At 63.9% G+C, this 18,197-nt stretch carries 20 protein-coding genes and 1 riboswitch; of the genes, 14 read left to right on the top strand and 6 right to left on the bottom strand.

Translation table 11 applies throughout. The annotated features are described in order from the left end of the window. Positions 1–106: 106 nt before the first annotated feature. Together mgtE and FJ954_RS08070 are read left to right on the top strand one after the other, a co-directional pair. Positions 107–1,525 carry a magnesium transporter gene (gene mgtE, locus FJ954_RS08065; RefSeq protein ID WP_015317368.1) on the top strand — a complete coding sequence of 473 codons (1,419 nt, stop codon included), beginning with the start codon at positions 107–109 and terminating at the stop codon, positions 1,523–1,525. Positions 1,526–1,664: 139 nt separating this feature from the next. Further along, the gene (locus tag FJ954_RS08070; RefSeq protein WP_006203215.1) at positions 1,665–2,051 is read left to right on the top strand and encodes a MerR family DNA-binding transcriptional regulator; all 387 of its coding nucleotides are present in this window, start codon (positions 1,665–1,667) and stop codon (positions 2,049–2,051) included. A gap of 6 nt (positions 2,052–2,057) precedes the next feature. Here the strand turns inward: FJ954_RS08070 and FJ954_RS08075 are convergent, their stop codons facing one another. Both FJ954_RS08075 and FJ954_RS08080 read right to left on the bottom strand, forming a co-directional pair. Further along, positions 2,058–2,564, bottom strand: a complete 507-nt coding sequence (locus FJ954_RS08075; protein WP_140661015.1) for an isoprenylcysteine carboxylmethyltransferase family protein — start codon at positions 2,562–2,564, stop codon at positions 2,058–2,060. Then, positions 2,561–3,559, bottom strand: coding sequence for a DUF1624 domain-containing protein (locus FJ954_RS08080; RefSeq protein WP_140661016.1), 999 nt, complete (start codon positions 3,557–3,559; stop codon positions 2,561–2,563). Before FJ954_RS08080 ends, FJ954_RS08075 begins: the two co-directional genes overlap by 4 nt. A gap of 236 nt (positions 3,560–3,795) precedes the next feature. On the opposite strand from FJ954_RS08080, the gene FJ954_RS08085 reads away from it, so the two are divergent. Beyond that, a complete protein-coding gene (locus tag FJ954_RS08085; RefSeq protein ID WP_015317371.1) occupies positions 3,796–4,995 on the top strand; it encodes an MFS transporter in 1,200 nt (399 codons plus the stop codon). Positions 4,996–4,998: 3 nt separating this feature from the next. Here the strand turns inward: FJ954_RS08085 and FJ954_RS08090 are convergent, their stop codons facing one another. Beyond that, positions 4,999–6,174, bottom strand: coding sequence for an aromatic ring-hydroxylating dioxygenase subunit alpha (locus FJ954_RS08090; protein ID WP_140661017.1), 1,176 nt, complete (start codon positions 6,172–6,174; stop codon positions 4,999–5,001). Positions 6,175–6,317: 143 nt separating this feature from the next. Beyond that, positions 6,318–6,517: riboswitch (cobalamin riboswitch) on the top strand. Between the two features lie 35 nt (positions 6,518–6,552). Here FJ954_RS08090 and FJ954_RS08095 point away from each other — a divergent pair. The 4 genes from FJ954_RS08095 to cobO are packed head-to-tail and all read left to right on the top strand — an operon-like array spanning position 6,553 to position 8,675. Next, complete coding sequence (locus FJ954_RS08095; protein ID WP_015317373.1) at positions 6,553–6,732, top strand: CbtB domain-containing protein; 180 nt, start codon at positions 6,553–6,555, stop codon at positions 6,730–6,732. 15 nt (positions 6,733–6,747) lie between these two features. Further along, positions 6,748–7,551 (top strand): CbtA family protein, encoded by an 804-nt coding sequence (locus tag FJ954_RS08100; protein ID WP_015317374.1) that lies wholly within the window; start codon positions 6,748–6,750, stop codon positions 7,549–7,551. Continuing rightward, positions 7,544–8,059 carry a bifunctional adenosylcobinamide kinase/adenosylcobinamide-phosphate guanylyltransferase gene (cobU, locus tag FJ954_RS08105; protein WP_140661018.1) on the top strand — a complete coding sequence of 172 codons (516 nt, stop codon included), beginning with the start codon at positions 7,544–7,546 and terminating at the stop codon, positions 8,057–8,059. Before FJ954_RS08100 ends, cobU begins: the two co-directional genes overlap by 8 nt. A 1-nt stretch (position 8,060) precedes the next feature. Continuing rightward, positions 8,061–8,675, top strand: a complete 615-nt coding sequence (gene cobO / locus FJ954_RS08110; RefSeq protein WP_140661019.1) for a cob(I)yrinic acid a,c-diamide adenosyltransferase — start codon at positions 8,061–8,063, stop codon at positions 8,673–8,675. Here the strand turns inward: cobO and cbiB are convergent. Further along, positions 8,672–9,646: an adenosylcobinamide-phosphate synthase CbiB gene (cbiB, locus tag FJ954_RS08115; RefSeq protein WP_140661020.1), complete on the bottom strand. Its 975-nt coding sequence runs from the start codon at positions 9,644–9,646 to the stop codon at positions 8,672–8,674. The genes cobO and cbiB overlap by 4 nt on opposite strands. On the opposite strand from cbiB, the gene cobD reads away from it, so the two are divergent. Next, positions 9,645–10,691 (top strand): threonine-phosphate decarboxylase CobD, encoded by a 1,047-nt coding sequence (gene cobD / locus FJ954_RS08120; protein WP_083883020.1) that lies wholly within the window; start codon positions 9,645–9,647, stop codon positions 10,689–10,691. The genes cbiB and cobD overlap by 2 nt on opposite strands. Further along, a complete protein-coding gene (locus tag FJ954_RS08125) occupies positions 10,688–11,197 on the top strand; it encodes a tyrosine phosphatase family protein (RefSeq protein ID WP_140661021.1) in 510 nt (169 codons plus the stop codon). Before cobD ends, FJ954_RS08125 begins: the two co-directional genes overlap by 4 nt. On the opposite strand, the gene FJ954_RS08130 is transcribed toward FJ954_RS08125, so the two are convergent. Next, positions 11,198–12,001: a creatininase family protein gene (locus FJ954_RS08130; protein WP_140661022.1), complete on the bottom strand. Its 804-nt coding sequence runs from the start codon at positions 11,999–12,001 to the stop codon at positions 11,198–11,200. 56 nt (positions 12,002–12,057) lie between these two features. Continuing rightward, positions 12,058–12,441, bottom strand: coding sequence for a RidA family protein (locus FJ954_RS08135; protein WP_140661023.1), 384 nt, complete (start codon positions 12,439–12,441; stop codon positions 12,058–12,060). Positions 12,442–12,708: 267 nt separating this feature from the next. On the opposite strand from FJ954_RS08135, the gene FJ954_RS08140 reads away from it, so the two are divergent. Genes FJ954_RS08140 through FJ954_RS08160 form a run of 5 tightly spaced genes read left to right on the top strand, consistent with a single transcriptional unit; the run spans position 12,709 to position 18,092 of the window. Continuing rightward, a complete protein-coding gene (locus FJ954_RS08140) occupies positions 12,709–13,713 on the top strand; it encodes an ABC transporter substrate-binding protein (protein ID WP_015317382.1) in 1,005 nt (334 codons plus the stop codon). 11 nt (positions 13,714–13,724) lie between these two features. Continuing rightward, positions 13,725–14,549: an ABC transporter ATP-binding protein gene (locus tag FJ954_RS08145; protein WP_140661024.1), complete on the top strand. Its 825-nt coding sequence runs from the start codon at positions 13,725–13,727 to the stop codon at positions 14,547–14,549. After that, positions 14,536–15,384, top strand: a complete 849-nt coding sequence (locus FJ954_RS08150) for an ABC transporter permease (protein ID WP_015317384.1) — start codon at positions 14,536–14,538, stop codon at positions 15,382–15,384. The genes FJ954_RS08145 and FJ954_RS08150 overlap by 14 nt, the downstream gene beginning before the upstream one ends. Before the next feature lie 3 nt (positions 15,385–15,387). Further along, complete coding sequence (locus FJ954_RS08155) at positions 15,388–16,689, top strand: cytosine deaminase (RefSeq protein ID WP_140661025.1); 1,302 nt, start codon at positions 15,388–15,390, stop codon at positions 16,687–16,689. Then, positions 16,689–18,092 (top strand): FAD-binding oxidoreductase, encoded by a 1,404-nt coding sequence (locus tag FJ954_RS08160; protein WP_140661191.1) that lies wholly within the window; start codon positions 16,689–16,691, stop codon positions 18,090–18,092. Before FJ954_RS08155 ends, FJ954_RS08160 begins: the two co-directional genes overlap by 1 nt. Positions 18,093–18,197 lie beyond the last annotated feature (105 nt).

An 18,197-nucleotide genomic window follows, 5' to 3' on the forward strand; every position in this document is an offset into this window, starting at 1 on the left:
CAAATTTCTTGTTTGTGGTCGGACCCAAAACCGATTTCCACTTTTCGGAATCATGGTCTAGACCTGACTGGCAACCTTTCCGGGATTCTGATGGCTGGAGACGCTGGTGGAAGGCCAGGACAAGCAGACGACCTCCGCCAAGGCGGCTGACGACGCCCACGCCGACATCTATGGCGAGGACGGCGCGGTCCTTTCGTCCTTCCTTGCCCAGATCGGTGCGGCGATCGCCGACCGCGATACGCTGACCCTCAAGCGCGAAGTCGACGACCTGCACCAGTCGGAACTTGGCGACCTCATCGAGGCGCTGCATCCCGAGCAGCGGCGCGCGTTGGTCGAGCTGCTGGGCGCCGACTTCGATTTTTCCGCGCTGACCGAAGTCGACGAGGCGATCCGCATGGATATCGTCGACAATCTGCCCAATGCGCAGATCGCGCAGGCCGTGCAGGCACTCGATTCCGACGACGCGGTCTACATTCTCGAAGACCTCGAGCCGGAAGACCAGGACGAGATCCTGTCGCAGCTGCCGTTCACCGAGCGGATCAGGCTGCGGCGCTCGCTCGACTACCCGGAAGAGACCGCCGGGCGGCGCATGCAGACCGAGTTCGTCGCTGTGCCGCCTTTCTGGACCATCGGCCAGACCATCGACTACATGCGCGAGGACAAGAACCTTCCGGACCGCTTCAGCCAGATCTTCGTCATCGATCCGACCTTCAAGTTGTTGGGGGCCATCGATCTCGACCAGATCCTGCGCGCCAAGCGCGCGGTCAAGGTGGGGGAGGTCATGCATGAGACGCGGCACGCCATTCCCGCCACCATGGACCAGGAAGAGGCGGCGCGGGAATTCGAACAATACGACCTTCTGTCGGCCGCGGTCGTCGACGAAAACGAACGGCTGGTCGGCGTGCTGACCATCGACGATGTCGTCGACGTCATCCAGCAGGAGGCGGAGGAAGACCTGCTGCGCATGGGCGGCGTCGGTGACGAAGAGCTCTCCGACAGCATTCTGGCGACCTCGCGCTCGCGCGTTCCCTGGCTGCTCGTCAATCTGCTGACGGCATTCCTGGCGGCATCGGTGATCGGCCTGTTCGACCACACGATCGAGCGGATCGTGGCACTCGCCGTGCTGATGCCGATCGTGGCCGGCATGGGCGGCAATGCCGGTTCGCAGACCATGACCGTCACCGTGCGGGCGCTGGCGACCAGGGATCTCGACATCTACAACGCCGGCCGCATCATCCGCCGCGAGATGGGCGTCGGGTTCATCAACGGCATCGTCTTCGCCGTGTTGATCGGCATCGTCGCCGCAAGTTGGTTCCACGACCCTAATCTCGGCGGCATCATTGCGGCGGCTATGATCATCAACATGTTCGTGGCGGCCCTTGCCGGCATCCTGATCCCGCTGCTGCTCGACAGGTTCAAGGTGGATCCCGCGGTCGCTTCGGCGGTTTTCGTCACCACGGTCACCGACGTTGTTGGATTCTTTGCCTTCCTCGGCCTCGCGAGCTGGTGGTTCGGCGTCCGGTAAGTGTCTCAATTGACTTTTACGTAAATGCCGTGCGAGGCTTGTGCGGGGTGTCGCGTCGATTCCGGCGGACAAGGGTTTGGTTCGGGACAGAAGGGAGACGCCGCATGGCGATCGCCTGGAATTCCGGCAGGGAGTGACAATGCGGGAATATTATTCGATCACCGAGCTGACCCGCGAATTCGACGTGTCGACGCGGACACTGCGTTTCTATGAAGACGAGGGATTGGTGCAGCCGGTGCGGCGCGGCCGCACACGCCTGTTTCGCCCTTCCGACCGCCACCTCATCCGGCAGATCATGCGCGGAAAACGCCTCGGCTTCTCGATCAACGAGATCCGCGAGATCATCCAGATGTACAAGGAGCCGCCGGGCGAGGTCGGGCAGCTCAAGCTGATGATCAAACGCATCGAGGAAAAGCGCGAAGACCTCAGGCAGAAACGTCGCGACCTCGAGGAGACACTGGCCGAACTCGACCAGGCCGAGGAGTCTTGCGTCGAGCGGCTGGTCGAGCTCGGCGTCAACACGTAGCCCTGCTCAAATCCAGCGCCGGACTCTTTTTGCATAGTCGCGGTATTTCTTGCCGAATTTCGCCGCCAATATCTTTTCCTCGCCCTCGATCGCGACCTTCTGGGTGACGAAGGCGGCGACGAAGGCAAGCAGGAAGAACCAGGCGATGCCCGAGACGAAGGCGACGCCGATCAACAGCAGCGTGTTGGCCAGGTACATCGGATTGCGGCTGACGCCGAAGGGGCCGGTCGTGACGAGATGATCGGGCACGGCGTTGGGATTGAGCGTGGTCCTGGCCCGTATCATGGTGCGGATCGCGGTGAACCAGAGTACGGCCACGGCGAACAACGCCACCCAGCCGGCGGCGAACAGGATGTCGCCAAGGAGATCGCCGATCCAGGGCAGGGGGATGTAGAGGCCGAGCACGACACTGATGAGGATGGCGGCGGCGTAGATCACCGGCGGCCACGGTATCAGCCCAGGCTTCGGCCCGGTCCCAGGCTTCGGTTCGATCCCAGGTTTTGGCCCGATCATTGTGTCCCTCCCTCCGTCATCTTGTCGTCGGTCTTGGCGGTGCACGTTGCGGCAAGATCGGACAGATGCGCCCTGAAGTCCGCAGTCTGGTCGTTGTTGAAGAGCCGATCAAGAGAGGCTTCACCTTCGAGCGTTTCGAGCATGCAGCCGCAATAGCTCGAACAGAAGGTTGCGTTGCGCATCTGCTCGCACGATCGCTGGCAGGTTTTCAGGAAATTGACCTGCGGGGTTTCGACCTGCGCCGGCATCACTTGCGAGAACAGCCAGACGCAGCCGATCAGCAGCGGCTGATGGATCAGGTAGAAAGCCAGGCTGTGGCGGCCGATGAAGACCAGCGGGTTGGACCAGCGTCCGGGCGCCAGGTTCGCCAGGCGTGCCCTTATGCCGGAAGTGGAAGCGAATTTGGCCACCGCAATGCCCGTAAGCACGGCGCCGAACCAGGGGAACAGCGGAACGTAGTCGTTGGAGCGCGGGTTGATCGCCGACAGGCCGATCCACCAGAGCCAGGGATGATCGAGGGCCTCGAAGCGCAGGTAGACTGGTGCCGCGATGACGAGCGCGGCGACGGCAAGCGTCAGCAGCGCCGGCAGGCGCAGGAACGCGAGGCCGAGCAGGCTGGCGAGCGCGATCTCGTGCAGGATGCCGAAAAAGATGAATCCGTCGGGCGTGGCGATGCGGGTGACGACCGAAATGGCGACCGCCGCGCCGGCGACCATGGCGAACCGCTTCCAGAAGCCGTTCCAGCGGATCTGTCGGCCATGGGCGAGATAGAGGCTGACCCCGACCAGGAACAGGAAGGTCGATGCGATGCAGCGGGCGTAGAACTTCCACCAGCCGAAGGCGGTGAGGCCGGGATCGGTGTAACCGAAGAATTCCAGGTCCCAGGTGAAGTGGTAGCTCGCCATCGCGATCAGCGCGATGCCACGCAAGATATCGATGGCGACGATGCGCTTCGATGGCTGCGGGACGGGTACGGTCGGCGTGTGGATGCTCATGGTCTCGCGATCTGATTCAGCCCCTCCACGACGACTATCACGGTTGCACCGGATAGAAGAAGACCGGTCGCCTTGGCCTGGACCGCGCGGCGGGGTCCGCGCCAGCCGCCGGGTTGGGCCAGCGCGGAAAAGCCTTTGACCGGCTTCGCTTTTTGCCGGATGTGCGTCGGTTTCCTCTTAATGGGCCTGAAATGTCCACGGCAGATTCGACGCCGCGATTCTGCTTTGGGGAAGCAATGTCCACCCATGTTCGCCATCCGATCTGGCTTCCGGCCCTCAAGGCCGCGGATGCGCGCACCTTCGCCTCGCTTTACGCGGTCGAATCCTTCGCCCGCGCCATGGTGTCGAGCGTCATACCGATCCAGGCCTACGAGATTCTCCACAACGAGCAGATCGTCTCGATACTCTACACCGCCGTGTCCCTGCTCGGCCTGTCGGTGACCTTGTTCATGCCGATGCTGATCCGCCGCTTCGCGCGGCGCTGGGTCTACACGGCGGGCGCCTGCCTGCTCGCTATCGGCTCGCTGTTCTTCGTCACCCATACGCTCGCCGGGCAACTGGCCGGGATGCTGTGCCGGGTGATGGGCGCCAGCGCGCTGTCGATCACGCTCAACCTCTACATCATGGATCACATCCGCAAGACCGATTTCATGCAGGCCGAATCGCTGCGCATGGCGTGGTCGATGGTTGCCTGGACCTGCGGGCCGACGCTCGGCATTTTTCTCTATACGCGCTTCGGCATTTATGCCGCGCATGGCGCGGTGGCGGTGTTCGCCATGGCTTTGCTGGCGCTGTTCTGGACCTATCGGCTGAGCGACAACCAGTCGATCCGCCCGGGCAAGACACGACCGGCCAATCCGCTCGCCAACATCGGCCGCTTCGTCGCCCAGCCGAGGCTGAGATTGGCCTGGCTGATCGCCTTCGGCCGCTCCTGCTTCTGGACGACCTTCTTCGTCTATGGACCGCTGTTCATGGTCATCACCGGCGAGGGCGAATTGGCCGGCGGCCTGCTGGTCTCGGCCGGCAACGCGCTGCTGTTCATGGCGATCTTCTGGGGCAAGGCGGGGAAACGCTTCGGCGGCCGCAGGACCATGACATTTGCCTATTTCGCCATGTCGGCGACGCTGCTGGCGGCCGGTGCCGTGGGCGAAACCGTGCCGTTGCTCACCGGCGCCTTCCTGCTGTGCGGCGCCTTCTTCACCATCGCGCTCGACGCGCTGGGTTCGACCGCCTTCATGCGCTCGGTGCGCTCTTATGAGCGCGCGCAGATGGCGGCGGTCTACCGCACCTATCTCGATTTTTCCGAACTGACGCCGCCGCTGGTCTATTCGGTGGTGCTGGCCTTCTTCGGCCTGGGCTCGGTGTTCGTCACGCTTGGGCTACTGGCAGCCTTTTGCGGCTTCATGACCTGGCGATATCTGCCGAAGTCGCTGTGATCTTCAGGCCTCGGGTGAGCGCGCAGCGTGCCGTTCGCGCACCCAGTTGTGGAAACGGTGCAGGTCGTACTCCTCGGGCATCAGCACGCCAGCTGTATGACGCATCGAGCGCAGGCCCTTCTGGTTGACCTCGCAGATTGCCGCGTCCTCCTCCAGCACCTGTGTGCCGAAGGCAACGATGTTGTCGATGTCGGTCTCGGCGAGCGCCTCGGGCGCGAACAGCCATTCCGCGGTCAATTCGGTCTGTTCGGGACCGAGCGGCGTAAGCCGCACGGTCCTGACATAGTCGACATGGCCGACGATGAACATCGACGGCAGGCTGGTGGCATAGGTCTGACCGGCGCTGCGTTCCGCCGGCGTCAAGCTCGGGAAGATCGGCCCGTGCGTCTGCCCATCACGCGACCATGTCTCAGCCCCGGCGCGCAGGCCGCCGGAGAATTCTGGCGCGTCATTGTCGGCGTGGCGGAGCCATTCGGGATCGTCATGCCGGCTCATCAGGCCGCGGCCATAGATCGGCACCAGCCGCGACAGGTCCTTGTGGACGCCCGGGCAGTGCAGGCACTCGTTGAAGTTTTCCCAAAAAATCTTCCAGTTGCAGTTCATCACCTTGCGCAGCACGTCCCCTGATACCAGCATTTCCAGCGGCCAGTTGCCGAAGTCGCCGGAGGCCGGGTCGAAGGAGGATTGCGCCGAGCTGGCGGCATCTTCCGCAAGATTGACGAAGACGAAGCCCCGCCACACCGAGTGCGCGACGCGATAAAGCGGGTGATCGGCCTTGTCGAAGCCGTCAGGCAGCGATTTCGACGGCACGCGCACCAGATCGCCACGCAGAGAATAGGACCAGGCATGATACGGGCAGGTGATCAGCCGCGCCTTCAGCCGGCCCTGGCTTTCCTGGCAAAGCTGCGAGCCGCGATGCCGGCAGGTGTTGTGGAAGGCATGCAACTCGCCGGTGTCGTCGCGCAGCAGGAGGATTTCCTGCGTACCGACGCGGAAGGTGCGGAACGCCAAAGGCTGGGCAAGGTCGGCCTCGCGGCAGACGAGCAGCCAGTTCCTGTACCAGATGGCGTCGAGATCGCGCTGATAGTTGTCCTGGTCCCAATAGGCCGACGAGGGCAGCGTCGGCTCGGTTCGAGTCAGGCCGTTATAGGGCACGCACTCGCTGGCATTGGGCTGCATGGCTGGCTTCCCGTGAGGGGTGCCAGCCGACACCCGGCCATGAAGTTTGTCAATCGGGACGGGATGAGGGCAGCTTCGCCGATACGGCGCTCCTGCGCTGGCGGCTGTCGGAATTTGGTTTGCCGGGCGCGGCGAATTTCCCTATAGTCCCCGATGTCGTCGGTTCCTTTTTGGAGCCAAGAGGGAATGCGGTGCGGGCAGGAATTCCTGTCCAATGCCGTGGCTGCCCCCGCAACTGTGTGCGGTAGTCCTCTCCATATGCCACTGAAGATTTTTCTTCGGGAAGGTGGGGAAGGGCGCTTATCCGCGAGCCAGGAGACCTGCCGGCGACAGGAAACTGACTTCGATGCCCTCGGGTGGAGGGCGAAAGGACAAGACATGACTACCGCTTCCGTCTCCCTCGGCGCCTCCGTCTCCTCGCAGTCGCGCTTCATGCAGCTCGCGCTCGCGGCGCTGCTCGGCATCTTCGTCGTCGGCTTTGTCGGCTTCTCGCATATCGATGCGGTCCACAATGCTGCCCACGACTATCGCCACTCGATGGCGTTTCCCTGCCACTAACGAGGATCCGACATCATGAATCTGTTTCGCAACGTCGTGTTCGTCGCGGCGATCGCGGGGCTCGTGGCCGGTGTCGTTCTCGCCTGCATGCAGGCCTATGCCACCGTGCCGCTGATCCTCAAGGCGGAAGTCTACGAAAAGGCCGGCGGCGGCCACCACCATGATCACGCGGCCGCACCAGCGGCGACCAATGATGCCATGAGCACGGTGGCGCCCGCTGGGAATGCCATGAGCTCTGCCGCGCCCGCGGGCACCGATGCCGTGACACCGGCGGAGGAAGACGAAGGCTGGGCGCCGGCCGACGGTTTCGAGCGTTTCGCCTTTAGCGTGGTTGCCAATATCGTCACCGGCATCGGCTTCGCACTGGTCCTGGTCGCGGTTTCCGAGTTCTTCGGCGGCGTCGGCAACTGGCGCCAGGGTGTGTTCTGGGGTTTGGCCGGCTTTGCCGTGTTCACACTGGCACCGGGTCTCGGACTGCAGCCGGAACTGCCGGCAATGCCGGCGGCCGATCTTCTGCCGCGCCAGATCTGGTGGACGGCGACGGCGGCCGCGACCGCGATCGGCCTAGGCCTGATCGTCTTTCGCAGATCGCTGCCATTGACCATCCTCGCCGTCTTGCTGATCGTCGCGCCGCATGTCGTCGGCGCGCCGCAGCCCGACAGTTTCGAAACACCGATCCCGGAAGGCCTGCACCATCAGTTCGTGGTGGCGGTGACGGTGACCAATCTGGTGTTCTGGCTGGTGCTCGGCGCGATCGTGGGCGTGGTGCGCAGGCGCTTCACCGGCATGGCGACCAGCCTGCGCGACAGCTTTGCCTGATCGCGGCAGGCTGACCTTCATCATCGGTGGTGCGCGCTCCGGCAAGAGCGCGCACGCCGAAACCCTGATGACGGCATTGCCCTCGCCATGGGCCTATATCGCCACGGCGCAAGCCTATGACGACGAGATGCGCGAGCGCATCGCGCTGCACCGCTCGCGGCGCGGTGAGGGCTGGTCGACCATCGATGCGCCACTCGACCTCGCCGAAGCGCTGGAGGCGTTGCCAGACGGGCAGCCGGTGCTTGCCGACTGCCTGACGCTGTGGCTGACCAATCACATGCTGGCCGATCACGACGTCGAGGCCGCGTGCCGGCGGCTGGCGGACGTGCTGTCTCGGCCGCGCGGACCGTGGTTCGTGGTGACGAACGAGGTCGGGCAAGGCATCGTGCCCGACAACGCGCTGGCGCGTCGGTTTCGTGACGATGCCGGCCGGCTCAACCAGCGGGTCGCGGCAGTAGCCGACACGGTGCTGCTCATGGTGGCGGGGCTACCGCTCAAGGTGAAGTGAAATGACTGATATCCACGACAAGGATGAAGAACGCCATCGCGCCAAGATGGCCAAGCGCAAGGCGGTGCAGGACGCCGAGGTTGCGGGCAAGACGATCGAGAAAGGGTTGCTGATCGTCAACACCGGTCCCGGCAAGGGCAAGACCACGGCCGCCTTCGGTCTCGCGCTGCGCGTGCTCGGCTACGGCAAGCGCGTCGGCGTCGTCCAGTTCATCAAGGGCAAGTGGCACACCGGCGAGAAGGACGCCTTTGCCGTCTTTGGCGACCGTGTCGTCTGGCACGCAATGGGCGAGGGTTTCACCTGGGAGACGCAGGACCTGAAGCGCGACATCGCGGCCGCCGAGGCCGCCTGGGCCAAGGCTCTGGAATTGATCGACGATCCCTCGATCAGCCTTGTCGTGCTCGACGAGCTCAACATTGCCCTGCGCTACGACTATCTCGCTCTCGACAAGGTGGTTGCGGCGCTCAAGGCCCGCCGCGAAGGCCTGCATGTCGTCGTCACCGGCCGCAACGCCAAGCCGGCACTGGTCGAGGCGGCAGACCTGGTCACCGAGATGGGGGTGACAAAGCACCATTTCTCGGCTGGCGTGAAAGCGCAGCAAGGCATCGAGTTCTAGAAAACCAGAACGGCGATCAGCGCGACAAGGCCGAACAAGCCGATCAGCAGGTAGTCCGCGACCCGGTAAAGCTTGAGCGCCCGCCTGATATCGCCGCTGTCGACATCGCGGCGGCCGCCTTCGCCCATGAAGATGTCATCGACCATGACACCGCCATAGCTGCGTGGTCCGGCGAGCGCGAGCCCGAGCGCGCCGGCCATGGCCGCTTCCGGCCAGCCGGCATTGGGCGAGCGGTGTTTTTTCGCGTCGCGCCGTACCGCCTTCCAGGCGTCGCGGGGGTCGGCGCCCTCGACCAGGAGGGAAGCGAGCACGATCAGCAGCGCCGTCAGCCGCGATGCAGGCAGGTTGATCCAGTCGTCGAAGCGCGCCGCCGCCCAGCCGAAGGCCTCATGGCGCGGAGTCCGGTGGCCGACCATCGAATCGGCGGTGTTGGCCGCCTTGTAGGCCGCGCCGCCGGCGAGCCCTCCGACCCCGGTCCAGAAGGCGGGGGCGACGATGCCGTCGGAAAAATTTTCCGCCAGGCTCTCGATCGCCGCGCGGCAGACGCCGGCGCGGTCGAGCGTCTCGGGATCACGGCCGACGATCCGCGAAACGGCGGCTCGGCCCATGTCGAGGCCTCCGCTGTCGAGCGCGTCGGCGACGGCTTCGACATGTTCGTAAAGGCTTTTCTGCGACAGAAACGATGTCGCCAGAAAGACGGCAATGATCCACCCCAGGGGGACGAACCAGAGCAGAACAAGCTGCACGCAAAGGCCCGCTATCGCCGGCACCAGCACGATGACCAGAAGCGCCTGGACACCACGTTGGCGACGCAGCGCGTCGGGATCAGTGGCGCGGTTGAGCCGCAAGTCGAGAAAGGATATCAGCCTGCCGAACCATGTCACCGGATGGCCGATGGCGCGAAACAGCCAGTCGGGATAACCAAGGGCGAATTCGACAATTAATGACAGGAAAGCGATCAGGACTGACATGAAGCTTCTTGAAGGAGCGGTGGACCATGGTGGAAGTCTTGGCCGGGCAAGGGCGCTTTTCCCCAATGCCGTGCTGCCTTTCGTCGACCTCTCGACCGGTATCAATCCGCACTCCTACCCGCTTTTCGACCTGCCCGCCACCTCGCTATGGCGATTGCCAGAGGCCGCGCGTGGGCGCGAACTGGTAGAGATCGCGGCCAACACCTATGGCGCGCCTTCCCCAGCAAGCGTGGTGGCGGCCCCTGGTACACAGATCCTGTTGCCGCGGGTCGCCTCGCTGGTGAGGCCCGGCAAGGCAATGGTGCTGGGGCCGACCTATGCCGAACACGCCCGGGCGGCGGCGATTGCCGGGCACGATGTGGTCGAGGTCAGCGATTTCGCGGCGCTGGCGGAAGCCGACCTCGCCATCATCGTCAATCCGAACAATCCGGATGGGCGCATCATCGAGCGCGACCGGTTGCTGGTGCTGGCCGCTGGACTTCGCGCCAAGGGCGGGCTGCTGGTCGTCGACGAGGCGTTCATGGATGTGGGTCCACGCGAGCACAGCCTCGCCGGCGATGTCGGCCAGGGCGGCATCGTCGTGCTGCGTTCGTTCGGCAAGTTCTTTGGTTTGGCCGGCCTGCGGCTCGGGTTCGCGCTTGCCGACGCGCCGACGGCTGAACGGCTGGACATGCAGTTCGGGCCGTGGGCTGTCGCAGGACCGGCCCTGGAATACGGCATCCGCGCGCTCGCCGATCTCGACTGGCAGGATGCGATGCGGGCCTCGCTGGCGGAAGCGACGGTGCGGCTCGACGCGCTGTTTAGCCGTTTCGGCGTTCCCGTCGCGGGCGGCACCACGCTGTTCCGCTATCTCAGCCTGCCCGATGCCGGCGGCCTGTTTTCCGGGCTTGGCCAGAGCGGTATCCTGCTGCGGCATTTCTCCGAACGGCCGCATGCCTTGCGCGCCGGACTGCCGGGGAGCGAGGAGGAATGGCGCAGGCTCGAATCCGCCCTTGCCGTTTGGGCGTCGCGGCGCGAGGATCGTTCGAAAGGTTTCAAACAATGATCCATGTCTGCTCATTGGCGAAAATCGAGGAAGTGGTGGCCAGGACCGGCGCCGACCGCATGCTGTCGCTGCTCGCCGTCGGAACGGACGTAGTCCGACCGGCCTCGATCCCAAGGAAAAACCATCTGCACCTGGTCATGCACGACATCGCCGTGGCGCAGGACGGCATGACCATGCCGGGCGAGGAGCATGTCCGTAACCTGCTCGATTTCGCACGCCGCTGGGACCGGGCGAAACCAATGCTGGTGCACTGCTATGCCGGCATCAGCCGTTCGACCGCCTCGGCCTATATCATCGCCGCGGCTTTGGCGCCGAAACGCAACGAGGTGGAACTGGCGCGGACGCTGCGAGCGCTATCGCCTTCGGCGACGCCCAATCCGCGGCTGATCGCGGTGGCCGACGCGCTGCTCGAGCGCAACGGCCGCATGATCGAGGCGATCGAGTCGATCGGGCGCGGCGCCGACGCCTTTGAAGGCACGCCGTTCGCCCTCCAGATCGACGGTTAGCTATTTCAGCCACTCCGCGAGCTTGGCCTTGCGCACATCCCGCACCAGGTTGATGAACCCGTCAGCCTGATATTCCGCGGTCAGCCGGCCTTTCTCGGCTGTCGCGATGCTGGCGTCGCCGACCACGCCGTTCGGGTTGAGATCCCCGGCAATCCAGGCGAAGGCGTGGGTGCCTGTGTGGCGCAACAGCGAGAATTCCTTCTCGGCCTTGGCGACGTTGGAAACGAAATTGTCGGCCTTGCCCATGTCGACGAGATCTGGCCGGAAATGCAGCATCAGCGACGTCTCGACATCGCCGCCATGAATGCCGTGACGATCCTCGAGTTCGGTGTACATGCCGGCCGGGCGGCCAAAGCGCTGCCAACTGGTCTTCACCGCCAGCATCTTTTCGCGCACGCGCAATTCGCGCGTGACGATGCCCATGATCTCCTCATTGCCGCCATGCGAATTGACGACGATAAGCTTGCGCACGCCGGCGCGCGCGATCGACAGGCCAAGCTCGGTCCAGGCGTCGACCAGCGTCGTTGCCGGCAAGGTGAGAGTGCCCGGCGCGTGCAGATGCTCGTTCGACTTGCCAACCGCCTGGACCGGCAGGATGCGGATGTCGAGATCGTCGGGCAAGCGTGAAATCACCGTGTCGAGCATGCCGTTCATGATCGAAGTGTCGGTCGACACAGGCAGATGCGGTCCATGCTGCTCGATAGCCGCCAGCGGCAGCACCGCGATTGTCGCCTCGGGATCGATCGAGGCGTATTCGGTGGTCCGGTAGTCGCCCCACCATACGCGTTTCTTGCCAGCAGTCATGTCGCGCCTCTTCAAATGAGCAGGTCAGACCTAGCGCGGTGCGGCCGGCCTGTCGATCACCCGGCCGCGATGGCCTCGACCTCGACCTTGAATTCGGGCCGGGCAAAGCCGGAAACGATCATCAGCGTCGAGGCTGGCGCCGGGCACGAAAACAGCCGGTCGCGAACCTCCATGTAGGGCCGCAGATGCGCGCGGTCGGTGACATAGGCGTTGATGCGAACGATGTCGCCAAGTCCCAGCCCGGCTTCGCCCAGAACCGCCGCGATGTTCCTGAAGCAGAGTTCGGCCTGCGCGCCGGCATCTTCCGGTATCTGGTCGTCCGCCGTGATGGCGACCTGACCCGAGCACAGCACCAGACGCTTGCCGGCCGGCACCTCGACGCCGTGGCTGTAGCGGGCAAAGGGTGGCTTGATCGACTTAGGGGTAAGGAATTTGAACATGGCAATCTCCTGGATATCGCCAGCCTAAGGCCGGATGCATTGCACCATCAAGATGGTGGTGCATGTCGCCGGTGCGATTGTGGACAGGCGTTCAAAAAATAGGCACGATGCCCTTCGGTGCAGCACGACCTTTCCGGCTTTCGCAGATGGCTGTGGTGCAGGCGGGCGGGTCCCGGCGCGCGACGCCGGTGGCATGTGTCTTGCTTCTTGAATCTTTGGTGTCAAGCACGGCGCGCAACGCGCCGGTGCAAATAAAGGGCGGTGTCAATGTACGTGAAACAGAAGATTTCGGCCGCGGTGGTGGCCCTGCTTGCGGCCAGCACGCTGGGCGCGGCGGCGAATGAAAAAGTCACTTTCGGCACCAACTGGCTCGCCGAGCCGGAACATGGCGGCTATTACCAGGCCGTGGCCGATGGCACCTACGCCGCCTGCGGTCTCGACGTCACCATCATGCAGGGCGGCCCGCAGGTCAGCGGCCGGCCGATGTTGCTCGCCGGCAAGATCGATTTTTACATGGGCGGCAATCTGCTGTCGGCCTTCGACGCCGTCCAGCAAGGCATTCCGATGCGTGTGGTGGCAGCCGACTTCCAGAAGGACCCGCAGGTCATCATGTCCCACCCAGGCGAGGGGCTCGACAAATGGGAAGACCTGAAGAACGCCGAGCAGTACATTCTGGGTGACGAAGGCGTGCAGACCTTCTTCCAGTGGATGGTCATCGAGCTCGGTTTCGACGCTTCAAAGCGCGTCCCCTACACCTACAACACCGCCCCTTTCCTCGCCAACAAGAAGTCGATCCAGCAGGGCTACGTCACCTCGGAGCCGTTCGCGGTCAAGAAGGAAGGCGGCTTCGTGCCGAACCAGTTCCTGCTCGCCGACTACGGCTGGGACACCTATTCGACTACGATCGAGGTGATGCAGGAGACGATCGACAAGAAGCCTGAGGTGGTCCAGTGCTTCGTCGATGGCTCGGCCAAGGGCTGGTACAAGTATCTCTACGGCGACAACAAGGCCGCCAACGACATGATCAAGAAAGATAATCCTGACATGAGCGACGAGCAGATCGCCTTCTCGATCGAGCAGATGAAGAAGTTCGGCCTGGCCGATTCCGGCGACACCGAGAAGCTCGGCATCGGCGCCATGAAGGAAGAACGTATCAAGAGCTTCTACGACAAGATGGTCAAGGCCAAGGTCACGCCTGAAGGCATCGACATCACGAAAGCCTACACGCTGGCCTTCATCAACAAGGGGGTCGGGCTCGAGCTGAAGAAATAGGCCGGCCCGGCATGATGCGGGAACAGGTGGCGCAAACGCCCGCCTCGGACATGGCTCCGACCTTGCTGGCGCTGCGTGGCGTCGGCAAGGTCTTTTCCAACGGCGTGACGGCGCTCAGCGATGTCGACCTGACGATCCGGGAAGGCGATTTCCTCAGCCTGCTCGGACCGTCGGGCTGCGGCAAGTCGACGGCGCTGCGGCTGATTGCCGGCCTGTCGACGCCGACATCCGGCGTGCTCGACTGGCGCGGCGGCGGCTCGCTCGACCGTGCCAATATCGGCTTCGTCTTCCAGGAGCCGACGCTGCTGCCCTGGGCCAGCGTCTTCGACAATGTCTGGCTGCCGCTCAGGCTGAAAGGCATTTCCCGCGCCAAGGCCGCCCCAGCGATAACGGAGATGCTGGCGCGGGTGCACCTCACCGGCTTCGAGGACGCCGTGCCCCGCGAACTCTCCGGCGGCATGAAGATGCGCGTCTCGATCGCGCGCGCCATGGTGACCAAGCCACGCGTGCTGTTGATGGACGAGCCGTTCGCGGCACTCGACGAGATCACCCGCTTCAAGCTCAACAACGACCTGCTGGAACTGTGGCAAGACGAGCGCTTCACCGTCGTCTTCGTCACCCACAGTGTGTTCGAAAGCGTGTTTCTCTCCAACCGCGTCGTCGTCATGGCGGCTCGGCCGGGGCGGGTGTTCGACGAACTCGCGATCGAGGCCTCCTATCCGCGCGATGAGGCGTTTCGCACTTCGCCTGGCTATGCGGCCCTTTGCCGGCAAGCCTCGGATGTGCTGGTCAATGCCATCAATTCAACGGTGGGCTCGCATCATGACGGCCATTGACGGCACGTTGAAACTCGACCCCGAGGAAGCGCGCCGCGTGCGCCAGGAGCGGTTTGAGCGGATCGGCCGCTGGGTTCTGCCGCTGGCGATCATGATCCTGGCGATCTGGCTGTGGGACCGCATCTGCGTGTGGAACGAGATCCCGCAATACATCCTGCCGCGCCCCGGCGTTGTGCTGACAACGCTCTACAACGATGCCGGCCTGCTGTTTTCCGCACTGCTGGTCACCTTGCGCATCACCTTCCTCAGCCTGCTGCTGGCGGTGGTCGGTGGCGTCGGCCTGGCGGTCTTGTTCGCGCAGTCGAAATGGGTGGAGATGTCGTTCTTCCCCTTCGCCATCGTGCTGCAGGTGACACCGATCGTAGCGATCTTTCCACTGATCAACATCTATGTCGACAACCAGACGACCAAGCTCCTGCTCTGCGCCTGGATCGTCGCCTTCTTCCCGATCCTGTCCAACACCACGCTCGGCCTCAACTCGGTCGACCGCAACCTGCGCGACCTGTTCAAGCTCAACGGCGCGACGCGCTGGCAGCAACTGCGCTATCTCAGGCTGCCGGCGGCCATGCCGTATTTTCTCGGCGGGCTGAAGATCGCCGGCGGCCTGTCGCTGATCGGCGCCGTGGTGGCCGAGTTCGTCGCCGGCGCCACCGGCCAGTCGTCCGGGCTTGCCTCGCGCATCATCGAAGCGGGTTACCGGCTCAACGCGCCAAGGCTGTTCGCGGCGCTGTTCCTGATATCGCTGACAGGCATCCTGATCTTTCTCGTGCTGTCGCTGATTTCGCATCTCATTTTGCGGCGCTGGCACGAAAGCGCGCTGAAGCAGGAGCGGTAGACCTTGATACCAGCCTCTGGCTCTTACCGCCTTGCCAACGCGCGTGTTCATCAATCTGTCACGCTTGGTCTGGCTGCGACCTTCGACAGCGACGGTTTCGCCCTTGCCGACATTACCGTCGCGGACGGCAAGATTTCCAGCATCGCCGCGCAGGCCGCATCGAAGCTACCGGCGGGCGTCATCGACCTTGCCGGCCGTATCGTGCTGCCGTGTTTCGTCGACTGCCACACGCATATCGACAAGGGCCATATCTGGCCACGAAAGCCCAATCCAGACGGCAGCTTCATGGGCGCTCTGAACGCCACGGGCGCCGACCGTGTGGCGCGCTGGAGCGCCGAGGATGTGGCGCGTCGCATGGATTTCTCGCTGCGCTCGGCCTACGCGCATGGCACCAGGGCGCTTAGAACTCATATCGACAGCGTCGCGCCGCAGGAGGAAATCTCCTGGCCCGTGTTCGAGACGATGCGCGAGGCATGGCGTGGCCGCATCGAATTGCAGGGTGCCTGCCTGCTCGGCATCGAGGGCGTGCGCGACAAGAAATGGTTCGACAGGCTGGCCAAACGCGTAGCCGCCGCCAAGGGCGTGCTGGGCGTCGTCACCTATATGGTGCCGGACCTGGAAGAGCTGCTCGACCACGTTTTCGCGCAGGCAATCAAGCACGGGCTCGACCTTGATTTCCATGCCGACGAGACCGACGACATCGCCGCGATCTCGCTGAAGAAGATCGCCGAGGCGGCGCTGTGGAACGGCTTCGAGGGCAACATCCTCGTCGGCCATTGCTGCTCGCTGGCGCGCCAGCCCGATCTCGAGGTGCTGGACACGCTGGACAAGGTGGCGAAGGCCGGGCTGGCAATCGTGTCGCTGCCGATGTGCAATCTCTATTTGCAGGACCGTCGCACTGACCAAACCACACCGCGCTGGCGTGGCGTGACGCTGCTGCATGAGATGAAGGCGAGGGGCATTGCGGTGGCCGTCGCTTCGGACAACACGCGCGATCCCTTCCATGCCTATGGCGATCTCGATATGCTGGAGGTCTACCGCATGGCGACGCGCGTCCTGCATTTCGATCATCCGGTCGGCGACTGGCCGCAGGCGGTCACCGCGACGCCGGCCCATGTGATGCGGCTCGATGGCTTCGGCACGCTCACCGCCGGAGGCGATGCCGACTTCGTGCTGTTCAAAGGTCGAAGCTGGACGGAATTGCTGTCGCGCCCCGAATCGGATCGCATCGTCGTGCGTGCGGGGCGAGCGATAGACCGGCAATTGCCCGACTATGCCGAACTCGACGAGCTGATGGTGGAATGATGGATGTTTCGGCGCTCAAACGCGATCTCGACGGGATAAAGCTCGACGACAATCCGGCCATCGTCCAGCAGAAGAGCCGGGACTTCTACTGGTACAGTCCGGTCCTGAAACAACAGCTCGACCATGTCACCGGCGACCTCATCGTGACGCCCAGGAACGAAGCCGAACTAATGCGCGTGCTTGCCGCCTGTCATCGCCATGGCGTGCCGGTGACGCCGCGCGGCAGCGGCACCGGCAATTATGGCCAGGCAATGCCGCTTTCGGGCGGTGTGGTGCTTAATCTCGCCGAGATGAACGAGATCAAGTCGATCGCGCCGGGGCGCGTGGTGACCGGACCGGGCGCGGTCCTGTCCGACATCGACAAGGCGACGCGCGCGCATTCCGGGCAGGAGCTGCGACTGTCGCCCTCCACCTACAACACCGCCTCGATCGGCGGTTTCATCGCCGGCGGCTCCGGCGGTGTCGGCTCGATCAATTTCGGCGGATTGCGTGATGTCGGCAATGTGCTGCGCCTGCGCGTGGTGACGATGGAGGCTGAGCCGAGGGTGCTCGAACTCACCGGCGAAGACCTGCACAAGGTGACCCACGCCTATGGCACCAATGGCATCATCTCGGAAGTCGAGATGCCGCTGACGGCGGCCTATGACTGGATCGACGTCATCGTCGGCTTCGACCAATTCATGGATGCGGCGCGCTATGGCAATGCGCTGGCCTGCCAGGACGGCATCCTGACCAAGCTGATCACGCCGGTCGCGGCACCCGTGCCGCAGCTTTATTTCAAGCGGCACCAGAAATTCTTCAGGGAAGGTCAAAGCATCTGCGTCGTCATGGTGGCGCAACATGGGCTGGATGCTTTTCTGGCCTTTACGCGCCGCGCCGGGGGTGAGGTGATCTACAACGCCACCACGGCGACGCCGGAGGAGAAAAAGGGCCTGCCGCCGGCCTATGAGCTGGCCTGGAACCACACGACGCTCCGGGCGCTGCGCGTCGACCCCGCCGTCACCTACCTGCAGTCGCTCTATCCCTTTCCCAACCAGCTGGCGCTGGTAGAGAAAATGGATGCGATGTTTCCCGGCGAAGTGTTCTCGCATCTCGAATTCGTGCGGCTGGATGGCAACATCACCTGCTTCGGCCTGCCGCTGGTCAAGTTCACCACCGAGGCGCGGCTTAACGAGATCATCCGCCTGCATGAGGAAAATGGCTGCCCGATCTTCAACCCGCACCGCTACACGCTGGAAGAGGGCGGCATGAAGCAGACCGACGCGGTGCAACTCGCCTTCAAGCGCGAGACCGACCCGCAAGGCCTGCTCAATCCCGGCAAGATGATCGCCTGGGAAAACCCGGACTATGACTACCGTTCGGGCCGGACGTTCCTGTTCAAGGGGTTGCAGAGGACCGGATGAGGAGAAGTTCGCGCTTGAACACCCCCCTCTGGCCTGCCGGCCATCTCCCCCGCAAGGGGGGAGATCGGACTGCCTCATTGCTTTCGCCAATTGTCAGCGTGGCAG

It is taken from the genome of Mesorhizobium sp. B2-3-15 (assembly GCF_006442875.1).
GTDB lineage: Bacteria > Pseudomonadota > Alphaproteobacteria > Rhizobiales > Rhizobiaceae > Mesorhizobium > Mesorhizobium australicum.